Annotated in this window: 13 protein-coding genes; 9 read left to right on the top strand and 4 right to left on the bottom strand. The window is 55.7% G+C overall.

Annotation, left to right across the window (positions count from 1 at the left end):
• Window positions 1-16: 16 nt before the first annotated feature.
• A complete protein-coding gene (locus SynBIOSU31_RS04975; protein WP_186492355.1) occupies window positions 17-982 on the bottom strand; it encodes an RpoD/SigA family RNA polymerase sigma factor in 966 nt (321 codons plus the stop codon).
• A 110-nt stretch (window positions 983-1,092) separates the two neighbouring features.
• Between SynBIOSU31_RS04975 and SynBIOSU31_RS04970 the strand changes: the two genes are divergently transcribed.
• From SynBIOSU31_RS04970 to SynBIOSU31_RS04955, 4 genes are all read left to right on the top strand, one after another.
• Window positions 1,093-1,839, top strand: a complete 747-nt coding sequence (locus tag SynBIOSU31_RS04970) for a response regulator transcription factor (protein WP_255477369.1) — start codon at window positions 1,093-1,095, stop codon at window positions 1,837-1,839.
• An 83-nt stretch (window positions 1,840-1,922) separates the two neighbouring features.
• Complete coding sequence (locus SynBIOSU31_RS04965) at window positions 1,923-2,996, top strand: sensor histidine kinase (RefSeq protein ID WP_255477429.1); 1,074 nt, start codon at window positions 1,923-1,925, stop codon at window positions 2,994-2,996.
• Between the two features lie 16 nt (window positions 2,997-3,012).
• A complete protein-coding gene (locus SynBIOSU31_RS04960; protein ID WP_186492353.1) occupies window positions 3,013-3,741 on the top strand; it encodes a pseudouridine synthase in 729 nt (242 codons plus the stop codon).
• 7 nt (window positions 3,742-3,748) lie between these two features.
• Window positions 3,749-4,612 (top strand): helix-turn-helix domain-containing protein, encoded by an 864-nt coding sequence (locus SynBIOSU31_RS04955; RefSeq protein ID WP_186492352.1) that lies wholly within the window; start codon window positions 3,749-3,751, stop codon window positions 4,610-4,612.
• Here the strand turns inward: SynBIOSU31_RS04955 and malQ are convergent.
• Together malQ and SynBIOSU31_RS04945 are read right to left on the bottom strand one after the other, a co-directional pair.
• Window positions 4,576-6,090, bottom strand: a complete 1,515-nt coding sequence (gene malQ, locus SynBIOSU31_RS04950; protein WP_186492861.1) for a 4-alpha-glucanotransferase — start codon at window positions 6,088-6,090, stop codon at window positions 4,576-4,578. The genes SynBIOSU31_RS04955 and malQ overlap by 37 nt on opposite strands.
• A 33-nt stretch (window positions 6,091-6,123) precedes the next feature.
• On the bottom strand, window positions 6,124-7,158 hold the full coding sequence (locus tag SynBIOSU31_RS04945; protein ID WP_370593683.1) for an NAD(P)-dependent oxidoreductase: 1,035 nt from the start codon (window positions 7,156-7,158) through the stop codon (window positions 6,124-6,126).
• A gap of 71 nt (window positions 7,159-7,229) precedes the next feature.
• Between SynBIOSU31_RS04945 and SynBIOSU31_RS04940 the strand changes: the two genes are divergently transcribed.
• Window positions 7,230-8,225, top strand: a complete 996-nt coding sequence (locus SynBIOSU31_RS04940) for an LCP family protein (protein WP_186492351.1) — start codon at window positions 7,230-7,232, stop codon at window positions 8,223-8,225.
• On the opposite strand, the gene SynBIOSU31_RS04935 is transcribed toward SynBIOSU31_RS04940, so the two are convergent.
• A complete protein-coding gene (locus SynBIOSU31_RS04935; RefSeq protein ID WP_186492350.1) occupies window positions 8,164-8,694 on the bottom strand; it encodes a hypothetical protein in 531 nt (176 codons plus the stop codon). The genes SynBIOSU31_RS04940 and SynBIOSU31_RS04935 overlap by 62 nt on opposite strands.
• 95 nt (window positions 8,695-8,789) lie before the next feature.
• On the opposite strand from SynBIOSU31_RS04935, the gene SynBIOSU31_RS04930 reads away from it, so the two are divergent.
• The 4 genes from SynBIOSU31_RS04930 to SynBIOSU31_RS04915 all read left to right on the top strand — a co-directional run bounded on the left by SynBIOSU31_RS04930 (window position 8,790) and on the right by SynBIOSU31_RS04915 (window position 12,212).
• The gene (locus tag SynBIOSU31_RS04930; protein WP_186492349.1) at window positions 8,790-9,785 is read left to right on the top strand and encodes a ribose-phosphate pyrophosphokinase; all 996 of its coding nucleotides are present in this window, start codon (window positions 8,790-8,792) and stop codon (window positions 9,783-9,785) included.
• A gap of 4 nt (window positions 9,786-9,789) precedes the next feature.
• Window positions 9,790-10,944, top strand: coding sequence for a glycoside hydrolase family 10 protein (locus SynBIOSU31_RS04925; protein ID WP_370593682.1), 1,155 nt, complete (start codon window positions 9,790-9,792; stop codon window positions 10,942-10,944).
• Between the two features lie 167 nt (window positions 10,945-11,111).
• Entirely contained in the window at window positions 11,112-11,618 is a 507-nt protein-coding gene (locus tag SynBIOSU31_RS04920) for a hypothetical protein (RefSeq protein WP_186492347.1), read from the top strand.
• Window positions 11,619-11,699: 81 nt separating this feature from the next.
• On the top strand, window positions 11,700-12,212 hold the full coding sequence (locus SynBIOSU31_RS04915) for a hypothetical protein (RefSeq protein WP_186492346.1): 513 nt from the start codon (window positions 11,700-11,702) through the stop codon (window positions 12,210-12,212).
• Window positions 12,213-12,671: the final 459 nt, after the last annotated feature.

Here is a 12,671-nt window from a genome sequence, read left to right as displayed (position 1 = left end):
ATTACATAGGCTGGTATCAGGCCAATACGTAAGCTTCGAGTTGCACATCACCCCTGCGCAGCATTTCCAGGCCTTCGCGCTCAAGTTTGCGGGTTCGATCACGACTCATTTTCAGCGATTTTGCAATCGCCCTGAGGCTCATCGGGTCCTCTCCGTCCATCCCATATCGCATCCGCAGCACACGTTCCTGCAGTTCCGGCAGCTGACTCAGTAGATCTCCCAGATCTCCCTTCAGGCACTCTCCTTCCACCTGTTCGCTTGGCAGCTCGCCATCACCCGCCAGTAGATCCAATAATTCGGTGTCATCTCCGTCGCCCACCTTCATTTCCAGGCTCACGGGCTGACGCGCACGGCACATCAGTTCCTTCACCTCTTCTTCAGGCAGCTCCACAAAAACCGCCAGTTCGGTCACCGATGGCGTCCGTCCCAGCTCCTGACTCAATTCACGCTGGCCTTTCTTCAGTTTGTTCAGCATCTCCGTGATGTGAATCGGCAACCGGATCGTCCGGCTCTTCTCCGCAATCGCACGCGTGATCCCCTGACGGATCCACCAGTACGCGTAGGTGCTGAACTTGTAGCCGCGTGTTGGGTCAAACTTCTCCACACCACGCACCAGACCGATTGTTCCCTCCTGGATCAGATCCAGCAGTTCCATATTCCGCTTGGTGTACTTCTTGGCAACACTCACCACCAGCCGCAGATTGGCCGCCACCATCCGCTCCTTAGCGCGGCGTCCTGCCTGCAATTTGCGCTTGAGCTGCGCTGCACTCAGCCCGACGGCTTTGGCGAGTTCAGCTGGAGGCACCATTTCTCCACCACGCTGATCGCTTAGCTCGGCTTCTTGAGCCTCGATCACCATCAGTTCCTGCACTTGACGGCCCAGGGTGATCTCTTGCTGATGGCTCAGCAGCGGCACACGACCGATGTCACGCAAGTAGGAACGGACCAGGTCCGCATCAGGTAGCAGGGACAAGGGCGACATCAACTAATTACGAAACCTATCTGTTTCTTAATTTACCATCGTTTACAGGAGGCCCTCACTACCGGCCTGAAAAGCTCAATGGTCAGAATGAGGCCAATTTGGAATCCCCGGTGACCTCCGCGATTATCAGCAGCGCCACCACCCAAAACACCATCAGTGCTGCTCACCTTCTGGTGGTTGAAGACGACACGACAATCAGAGAAACCGTGAAGGAGGCACTCAGTGCCGAAGGTTTTGAAGTGAGCGCTTGCGGAGATGGGAGCGAGGCCCTAACCATGCTCACCGGACCGCAGGCAGACAGCATTGATGCGCTGGTCTTGGATCTGATGCTTCCAGGGCTGGGTGGATTAGACCTCTGCCGTGAGCTCAGGAAACTCAACAACACCACCCCGATCCTTGTGATCAGCGCCAGGGACAGCGAAACCGATCGAGTCCTCGGCCTCGAGGTGGGTGCCGATGACTATCTGGTCAAACCATTTGGGCTCAGAGAGCTGGTGGCCCGATGCCGCGCCCTGCTGCGACGCTCCCAACGAATTAACCCGAAACCCACAGATAGAGACGACGTCATTGAACATGCCAACCTCTGTCTTTACTCCCAGGAATGCCGTGTGACACGGGATGACAAGGATCTCAGCCTTGCCCCCAAGGAATACAAGATCCTGGAACTGCTGATGCGGAACCCGAGGCGTGTCTGGAGCCGTGATCAGCTCCTGGAACAGATCTGGGGCATCGACTTCGTCGGAGACACCAAAACCGTCGACGTCCACATCCGCTGGCTGCGGGAGAAGATCGAGGCCATTCCATCCTCTCCAGACCACATCCGAACGGTGCGTGGATTCGGATACCGCTTCGGCTGATTGATGTGAGTTCAGAAGCTTCTCTCATCCTTGGCATCACCATCGGTGTTGTGAGCGGTTGGGCCCTACACAACCGTTTCAATCTGCGGGTCGGTACGCGACGGCATTCAGCACAGATCTCCCCGGTGTTGTCCGGTCACTCGCTGAGTACTGCGCAACTACTGGCTTGGATCGATGCCGCCACCCAGGGATGGCTTGTTCTCACACCAGATCTGACGATTGGGTTCATCAACTCAAGAGCGGAACGGCTGCTGCAGTTCTCAAGCAATCTGCTTGTGCGTGGACAGGCGCTCGATGACGTTCTCAGGGTGCCTCAGCTCGAAGAGGCGATCGTCAGCGTCCGTTATCAACAAAGACCTCAACGCTGTGAATGGGAACAGAAGGGTGTGCCTCTCGAAGCCATCGTTCTGCCTGGCTCGGACGAGTGGTTACTGGTACTCCTCCAGAACAGACAATCTCTAGAAGCACAGCAGCAGCAACAAGAACGCTGGGTGAGCGATGTCGCCCATGAATTGAAAACCCCACTCACGGCCCTAATGCTCGTGAGCGATCGACTGGAAACCGCGGTATCAGCTACTGACGGCATTCTTGTGGAGCGTCTGCAGAAAGAACTGAGACGTTTGCAATTCATGGTGGAGGATTTGCTAGAGCTCTCCCGGCTGGAGAACATCCTTCCGCATGAGCAGGGCAGCTACTCGCCGGTCAATCTTGAAGCGCTAGTGGAGGCCGCCTGGACCAGCATTCGTCCGCTTGCAGATCAGCGAGGAGTGACGCTATCCCTCAAGACCCAAGAGCCAGGGCCACTTCTTGGAGATCAACGCCGATTGCATCGAGCTGTCCTCAATTTGCTCGACAACGCCTTGCGCTTCTCCCCTCCGGGAAGCGACGTTGACGTCAAGATCCTCCCCAGTGGTGGCTGGTGGTTGGTCTGCGTCCGGGACCATGGCCCGGGGCTGAGTGAAAGTGATCTCAGCAACATGTTCCAGCGCTTTTACCGCGGCGACCCATCCCGTGCCCGTTCCAACCAAAGTGGCAGTGGCCTTGGACTGGCCATCGTCCAGCAAATCGCCGTAAATCATGGAGGCCGGGTTCAAGCCAGGAATCACCCTGACGGAGGCACATCAATTGAGCTGTTGCTACCGCGCAGTGACCGTTAGGAAAGACCCAAGCTGAATGCGACAGCGACTTCAGAAACTGATGTCCGCCGCAGGGCACTGCTCGCGACGCCAAGCAGAGGAACTGCTGCGCCAGGGTCGAGTTGAAGTCAACGGAACGATGGCCGGACTCGGAGATCAGGCTGATCCCGAAACGGATCTGATCTTCGTAGATGGAACGCCGTTGGCCAAGGTGACTGAAGAGCGGGTTCTACTGCTCAACAAGCCGCCAGGTGTGATCAGCAGCTGCCATGACCCTCAGGGTCGCAAGACCGTACTGGACTTAATTCCCGCCGAGCTCAGGCAAGGACTGCATCCGGTTGGACGTCTAGATGCCGAGAGTCGTGGAGCTTTATTGCTCAGCAACCAGGGAGACCTCACGTTGAAGCTCACACACCCCCGCTATGCCCACAGCAAGAGCTACAGGGTGACGGTGACTGGAACACCGGATCAATCAAGGCTGGAACGATGGCGACAAGGCATGCAATTGGATGGCTCTCGAACCCTGCCTGCCAGCGTGAAACTGCTCCAAAGCAAGCGTGGACAAAGCGTGTTGGAGGTAATCCTGCGCGAAGGACGCAACCGGCAAATCCGCAGGATTGTCACGCTGCTCGGTCATTCCGTGCTGGACCTTCAGCGGGTTGCAATTGGTGGACTGGCTCTTGGATCCACGGAAGAAGGGTGCTGGCGCAAGCTGTCTAGGCAAGAATGGCAAAGCCTGATCAGCTCTCAGGCAGGTGAGGCGTAAACCGTCGATGACTCTGTTTCAACGTTCCTTCCCATGGCGCTGGAGGCGTCAGCGCCAGCGTGAAGCCAATGCAATGGATCAGTCGGTCAAGGTTGCCCCCCTGATCGAGGCTGGACAACGTCTGAGACAGCACCGTGAACAACGTGGGCTGAGCTTGAGAGATCTATCTCGGGAAGTGCGCATCACCACACCGGTGCTCGAAGCACTGGAACGGGGCTGGTCGGACCGCCTACCGGAACCGGCTTATCTGGTAGCGATGCTGCACCGACTTGAGCAGTACCTCCAGCTCGACCCCAATAGCCTGAGCGGAGCACTACCTGAAGACTGCTTCCAACAGCGGCTGCCCCAGAATCAGCGGCGCACACGCTTCACGCTCGGAAGCATTGACATTTTCACCACCTGGCAGGGGAGCCTGGTCTACATCGTTGTCATCAGCGTGTCCCTACTCGCGTTGAACCAACAGCAACGGCAATTAGCGATCGACAACACCAAGTCGTTCACTCCTGTTCCACTGAATCTTCAGCAGGATTCCGATCCACTGTTGCAAGGTCTGCGGCCGCTCGCTGAGCTCAAAACTCAAAAGATGGCTGACTCCGCTGCAAAGCTCTTAGAGAACCAACCCATGCATGGGGTGCTTGAAGTCACCCTGAAGCAACCAAGCACACTGACGCTCAGCAGTGAAGGGGGTGATCGCAGTTCCCTCAAAGGGGCAACCGGCACGCTCACGCTTCAGTTGCTTCCACCGCTTCAGCTGAGCGTTCAACCAGCACCAGAAGCAGGTGATGTTCGATGGGATGGGCTCACCCAGAAAGCGCTGAACAATCAACCCGGGATCTATCGCCTTGACCAGACTTCAGCGCGCAACCCATAGCCCTGAAGTGCTCCTGCAACCGAGTCGTCAAACACTGGTAGACGCCAGTCCCAGTTACCTCCGACCGTCCCAGGCGTATTGAAGCGAGCGGCATCATCCAGGTGAAGCAGGTCCTGCAGTGGTGCGACCACCAACTGAGCAGTTGACGCCAGGCCCAGCTCCAACAGTTGCCAGCCAGGTGCTTCAACAGGACAATCCAGACAACTGGCAAAACGAGCACGGGAGTCGCCATCAAGCCGTTGCCACCAGCCCAGACTTGTTGGATTGTCGTGGGTTCCTGGATAGACCACCCATCCTGTGCCATGGATGTTTGACGGCAAGTATGGATTACCGGGATTGCCATCAAAAGCGAACTGCAGCACCTTCATTCCTGGCAAATGAAAACGATCACGCAGCTGCTCCACATCTGGAGTGATCACCCCGAGGTCTTCGGCCACCAAAGGTAAGCGACCGCCAGCATCCCGACGCAGACAGCTGAGCAACTCCCGGCCGGGAGAACGTCGCCAGGCGCCGTTCATAGCCGTGGTCTCACCACCGGGGACAGACCAGTAGGAGGCCAGAGCACGAAAATGATCAAGCCTCAGTCGGTCAGCAAGCTGCCACTGACGCCGCAAACGTTCTCTCCACCAGCGAAAACCAGTCCTGCGGTGCCTTGACCAGCTGTAAACGGGAGTGCCCCAGAGCTGTCCAGTCGCGGAGAAATAATCAGGTGGAACACCACTTTGTTCTCGCAGCCTTCCATCTGCAGCAATGGAAAATAATGAGCGATGGCTCCAGACATCAGCGCTGTCTCGAGCCACATAGAAGGGGAGATCCCCGAGAATTTCCACGTCAAGGTCGCGGGCAAGCTCGCGCAGCTGTGTCCATTGCCGGCTCAGATGCCACTGAAGCAACTCCTGCTCCAGAAGACGATCCCGGTGCGTCTGGCACCACTCCCCCAACGCTGTCTGGTTGTGAACTGCTAGCTGCTGAGGCCACTCCCACCAGGGACGCCCCTCGTTCTGTTCACGCAGCACCATGAATGCAGCGTGATCATGCAGCCAGCGGGATTGATCCCGCCGCCATCGATCAAAGGCCGCATGATGGGAGTGCGGCAGCTGGTCCCAATGCTGGCGCAATTGCCTGGCCAAAACCGCAGCACGCCTGTCTGCGAGTGGAAAGTCCAGAGAGAGGTGGGCTGCCTCCACACCGGGAAGAGCCTCTAGATCACCCGCCTGAAGGAACCCCTGGTCGCTCAGATCCTTGGCATCCAGCAGCCAGGGATTGATGGCAAAACTGGATGGCGAGCTGTATGGAGACCCAGTTCCATCCGGTGGTGAGAGTGGCAAGATCTGCCACACGCCGATTCCGTGCTGCGCAAGAGCCTTGAGCCAACAGCGGGCAGGAGCTCCCAACCCACCGCAGACAGGTGAACCTGGCAGAGCAGTCGGATGCAACAGCACTCCAACGCGACGACGCGGGATCGAGGCAGGTATCACGCGCAACTCGCTGGGGAAGCCAAAGAAATGGCCTCAGAACAGAGCGGCATCACCGAGGTCCTGACCGTCCATCCCTTCACGCACAACGCGTTCAAAAAACTGCTCCAACGTGTCGTTGCCATAGGAGGGCGTCGCTGCACTGTCGTAGTGCTGACGCTGTTCGTCCCAGACAAGCATTGACTCTCCAGCGTAGTAGCGGCCGATCTTGCCGAATTCAGCGGCGTCCTCAAGCGAGGGGAACGTCCCGGATAGAAATTCAAGACAACCAACAGGAAGATCCATCAATGCAATCGGTAGGGAAAGCATCCAAGGTTTTTTGCCTAAAGCCTTGAAGAGCATCTCGCCCTGCTGTCGAGCGCTTAATGCCTCTCCAGGTCCTCCAATCGGCAAAATTTGATTGATCTTGTCTTGATCAACCACACAATCACTGAGATAAGACGCCAAATCAGACTCACTGATTGGCTTGCAACTTGCCAATTCACCATCTCCGAACATCACGTATGGGGCGCCCTTACGACAACTTTCAACCTGCGCTCCCAGGCTTTTGAAGAACGCCGTCGGGCGAACAATCGAATAGGTCACATTGCTGCCTTCGCGTAGCTCAGCCTCAAGCGCAAGCTTTGCTTTCTGAAATTCCAACAGAGGTTTTTGTACACAGATCGCTGACAAAAGAACAAAATGCGAGAGACCTGCCTTCTTTCCCTGCTGATAAGTATTGAGGGTGGCCTCGTAATCAACGGCCCATGAATCCTTGCGTCCACCAGTGCGTGACGCGAGGCAACTGATCACCACATCCACTGACTGGTCAAAAGCATGACGCGTGAGTGACTCTGCATTGGTGACATCACCGAAACGAACCTCCGCACCAGGAAAATCTGCCCTCACGCTCTCCTGGTTCTGCCGGCCACCGACACCACTCCTCTCACGGGCGAAAGCCACGACGTTGTAACCGCGAGCTACTAGCTCTTTCACCACGAAACGACCGATATATCCCGTTGCGCCAAAGACCACAACACGCACCTGGTCCGGCGAACGGTTTCGAAAGTCGTCGTTCAGAAGCATGGGCATGGGGTCGACACCATCCATTATTCGCCTAAAACCAGGCCAGACTGCGACTCAGTTCTGGAGGATTCGGCGCAATGAAGGACGAGAGACCAACGGTTGATCCTTCACCGAGCCGATTGAAGCGATGGTTCGGGAGCCATCCCTTCAGAACGATCCTGAGAATTGCCGCTGCTGTGGCTGGAGCCAGCCTGATCGTTGGGGGGCTTGGAGTGATCTGGCCGAAACCCGACCCGATGGCTGCGGAACCAGCGTCAGCCGATGATCCGGCCAGTCTGGGGCCGCTTCCCAAACGCGCTGTCATGGTGCTGATGGTGGGCATCGATGCTGATGGCATCAATGATTCAACCAACCAAGCAGCTCCCACAGGCCCGGCCAATGCCGATAGTCTGATGCTCGTCCAGATCAGCGCCGGACAACCCGTACGAGTCCTGCAACTCCCGACGGAACTCGCAGTGAATTTGCCTGGGCGCAAGACACTGCAGTCGCTAGCTGATGCTTATCCGCTTGGCGGTGTGGCCCTGACAGCTAATGTCATCGCTGAAGTGGTGGGCTTGAAAGAAGGGGAACCGGAACGATTCGTGGTCATGCCACGTCAAGCCCTTCGCAGTCTTGTGGACGGATTGGGTGAAGTGGAGGTCACGCTGAATCAGTCTTATGAGCACAAAGACTCTGCCCAGAACTACAGCGTGAACCTTCAGGCAGGACGGCAAACATTGAACGGCCGTCAGGCTGAACAGCTTGCCCGCTACAGACCTGAGTCCAAAAATGATCAAGCTCGGCGGAGTCGACAGCAAAGCCTCCTCAAAGGGATTCACGAGCAGCTGAATCAACCCAATGCGATCGTTCTTCTGCCCTCAGTGATTGGCGAAGTCAGCGCCCAGATGGAAACAGATCTCACACCGACGGAGATGATGAGCCTGGCAGCAGCGGCGCTCAGCAGCGATCAGCCACCGGTGATCACTCAGCTGGAACTGGCTCCTCGAACAGGACAGCAGGTGATGCGGGAACTCAAACCGAACCAGCAGCTTCCCCTCTGGCCAGCACCCCCTGGCGATGCTGCAGACAACTGATCAACCCTCTCGGGTCATCATCAGGACCCTGCAGGCATCCACACCATGGGAGACCATCGGTGCGTCGTGCAGGGGCATCCCACTCACCGCCGAGTTGCACGAGTCCCAGAAGGGAGAGATTGAGCGCTCGGGCGAAAGCCACAGATGCTGGAACGATTCCACCAAAACGACCATCAGTTCGAGGCTGCGCCAACATCAAAACCGGAACTCGCCAGGCAGCAAGAGCTTCTATCCAACTGCCCTCACCGCTTTCGTCCACGCCGACATCACCGCTCAATCTCAACAAGGTCAATGCGTCGGAATCACTGATCTCTGCACTGATTTTGCTCAGCAGTGGATTTGGAGAACGTTCGCAACCTTCCTCCAGATAAACAGCTCGGAACTCGGATGCAAGGGAGCGAGAGGCTGCGGCCATCTGCAGTTCTGGCAAAGCACCAGCGCCGATAACAACCAAAAGGTTCTGAGACATCCTGGAACGTTAAGAGGACCAGTTCACGAAACGACAGGGTGAACGGGACCATGCACCACTACGATCGGACAACCAGTTTCTCGTTCGCGGGCATCGTGACCGGATTCCTGACTGCAGCCCGCGCCGAACAGGAAAAGATTCAGCACGACACCAGGCGTCTGCGACTTTTCACCGGCACCTCCAACCCAGCCCTGTCGCGTGAAATCGCCGCCTACCTGGGAGTACCAGATGGTCCAAGAGTCTGTAAACGCTTCGCCGACGGCGAGCTCTATGTGCAGATTCAGGAATCCATCCGCGGCTGCGACGTTTTCCTGATCCAGCCCACCTGCGCTCCTGTGAACGATCACCTGATGGAGCTACTGATCATGGTGGATGCCTGTCGACGCGCCTCCGCCAGACAGGTCACCGCTGTTGTGCCCTATTACGGCTATGCCAGGGCGGACCGCAAAACAGCAGGCCGCGAATCGATCACCGCGAAGCTGACCGCCAATCTGCTGGTGACCTCCGGTGTTGATCGAGTGCTGGCGATGGATCTCCATTCCGCCCAGATCCAGGGCTACTTCGACATTCCCTGCGATCACATCTACGGCTCTCCGGTCCTTGTGGACTACTTATCGGATCAAGACCTGGGAGAGGTGGTGGTGGTCTCTCCCGACGTGGGAGGTGTCGCTCGCGCCAGAGCCTTTGCCAAGCAGATGAATGATGCGCCTTTGGCCATCATCGACAAACGGCGCACAGGTCACAACATGGCCGAAAGCCTCACCGTGATTGGCGATGTGCAGAACAAAACCGCCATCCTCATCGACGACATGATCGACACCGGCGGCACAATTTGCGCCGGTGCACGCCTGCTGCGTGAGAAGGGGGCGAGTCGGGTGATCGCCTGCGCCACCCATGCCGTGTTCTCCCCACCTGCGGCAGAGCGCCTCTCGGCAGACGGTCTGTTTGAACAGGTGGTGGTAACCAACTCGATTCCAATCCCTTCAGACCGCGTGTTCCCGCAGCTCCAGGTACTCTCTGTGGCCAACATGCTGGGCGAGGCAATCTGGCGGATTCATGAGGAGAGCTCCGTCAGCTCGATGTTCCGCTGAACCCGTGACCAGAGCACAAGAGCAACTCCTCCGGAATCGCTCAGGCGTGTTGGCTGGATTACTGAGCCTCTGCATTGCAGCTCCGGCATCAGCGCAGCTGCCCTCCGTTCAGCCCAAACGCACACTGGGGGTGTGGCTGACCAACAGTCCAAGCCGTCTGTACTACGACCGTCAACGTCTGATCCGGGCGATGGATGAGCTGAAAGCTGCAGGCTTCAATGCCATCTATCCCAATGTGTGGAGTCGCGGCACAACCTTTCATCGCAGTCGTTTCGCACCGGTTGAACCGGCGTTGAAAAAAGCCGGGCTTCAGCTCGATCCTATCTGCACGCTGACTCAACAGGCTCGTCAACGCGGGATGAAAGTGATCCCATGGTTTGAATATGGACTGATGGAACCCGCCGATTCGGCGATCGTGCGTCAGCAGCCTGAGTGGGTTCTAGCTCGTGCAGACGGCAACACCGTCATGACCATGCATGGCAAAAAAATGGTTTGGCTTAACCCAGCTCATCCCGGAGTGCGCAAACGTTTCATCGGCCTGGTGGTGGAGGTGATGAAACGCTGCCGAATGGATGGACTGCAGTTGGATGACCACTTCGCGTGGCCGGTAAAACTGGGATATGACCCTTACACCTCCGCGTTGTATGAAACGCAGACCGGTGCACCACCTCCAAAGGATCACACCAATCGCTACTGGATGACCTGGAGACGTCGTCAGCTGACAGGCCTATTAAGAGAACTGAGAGAACGTTTAGAGAAGGAATCACTGCCGAAACGCATCAGCCTTTCGCCCGGACCTTTTCGATTTGCTTACAACCACTGGCTGCAGGACTGGGAACTTTGGGCGGTCGGAGAACTCATTGATGATCTTGTCGTACAGAACTATGCCTATTCACTCAAGGGGTTTGCCAAAGATCTCAATCAACCCGCATTGCGCAAAGCGCGTCAGTGGGGATTACCTGTACAGATTGGAGTTCTAGCTGGTTTCGGAAAAAGAACCACACCAATCCCTGTCCTTGCAGAAAAGAAGCGGCTCAGCAATGAGCAGGGCTATGGAGTGATTTACTTTTACTGGGAAGGCTTATGGGGACAACATGCAGGGCCTGAAGGGGCACAATTCCGAAAGCAAGAATTTAAAAAGCTTGGAGCCATGCACTAACCCACCAGAAGTTCCATTCAATTAATTATATTAATCGCGAATTTTGATCATTGAGCTGGTCTGAATATCCTCTTCTACGAAACTGGACCGCTGAGCTGAAGAGGTGTGATCAGTTGAAGACAAGCCCGAACTGTCTTTCTGGCCGGTGAACGCTCTAAATTCAAACAATGAAGGATCCGACCCTCATTGTTCGCAAACTCATCAGCGAGCTTCGCGAGGAGATGTCTGATGCTGCGAGGGAACTGAGGAACAGAGCGGCTTGGGATCTGCAGTGCCCTGTCGTTGTCATTGATGCCCGAGAACACCCCAAGCGAGTTCTGAAGACTTCAGTGCGAGGTCTGACAGGAACCATCACGACAAGCAATGTGATCGACAATCCACTTCTACGCTCATTTTTAAGGCGTACCAAGGAAGTTGGCGACGAAGAGGCTTTTGATGAATTCACGAATGGACCGGAAGCAGAGCAATTCTCCATGCTCTGGGATCGGTATGCCGATGAACGTCATCGGCATGGACTCGCTGTTTGGTCCTATTCCGAGGCAGCCAAATTTGCACTCAAGTCCAAGCAGTGTTTCGAACAAGGAGAGATTGCCTGCATCGCCATCACGGAAGGGAGCGAGACAGAGGATCACAGCGTTCTCACGTTTTCGGTCGATTCCAGCTGGCTGTCTTGAAACAGGTATATCCACAACACTGAATGATTTTTGGAGAGAATTGAACAACCTTGTCCAACTGGGATCTAACCAAAAACGCGCATGTCATCGAATCGAGCCCGTCTAGACGTATTGGTGTCTGAGTGCCGAGAAACTTTCGTAGAAGCAGCCAACAAACTCAGCGCTCTTGAAGCATGGGATTTTTCCTGTCCTTGCGTTGTTCTCGATGGTCGTTCGGATGAGATCAAAGCGGTAGTAGTCGGCGTTGGAAGCATTGGCAACCTGGTACCGACATCCGCCGCAATCGATAGCCCCGAAGTCAAAGAATGGCTTCGGATCGCCTCAGAGAAAAGTCCTGAAGTGGCCTTCGCCGCAATGCTCAATGGCGATGAGGAGCGCGCCAAACGTTTTAATGAAGCCTACGAACAGCTGATTGAGGAACGTCGAACCGGAATTAAAGGCCTTTGGTCTGCCGATGATCTCTGCTCATTTGTGTCTAGAAGTCAAGCTGCTTTCCCAAAGGCGGTCAGTGCAATCGCACTGCTACCAGGAAAAGAAGGCCAAACACATAGCATCCTCACATTTGAGAGCAACATCAAATCTCTGCTTAGCTGATTAGCACGAGAAACAAGATGGTCAGACAATAATCTAAACAATGATTCCGGTCTATTTTGAGCTAAGAATCAATTCCGCAAGACCTGCTTCTATACATACTGAACTCCTTGAAGACAGCTTCCGCCTCATGAAAGTCTTTGTCTTCCCTTAAAAAATAGAGATGCGCTTTCCACCATTCCCAGGTGTCTTCATAGATGTCTTTCTTGAGGAGATTCTCCAGAACTTCGCTGCTCATTCCTCCTTCGCGAGTGACTGCAACTTAGAGAGCGGGATTCTCGGGTCAATCGAGTTTCACAGGGCGTAACGCTTCGGTCATGAGATACCCAAAACCCACAACCAACAACCCACAACCTTGGCTTTCTTCTGAACTGTGCAATCAAGGGAGCCCGCTACAGATTCAAAACAGACCGCTGTAGCGGGATTTACAAGGGTCAAGAGTGCTGCAGATCAACACAAGCT

This window comes from Synechococcus sp. BIOS-U3-1, from assembly GCF_014279975.1.
Lineage (GTDB): Bacteria > Cyanobacteriota > Cyanobacteriia > PCC-6307 > Cyanobiaceae > Synechococcus_C.
This window is presented reverse-complemented; position numbering and strand designations above follow the sequence as displayed.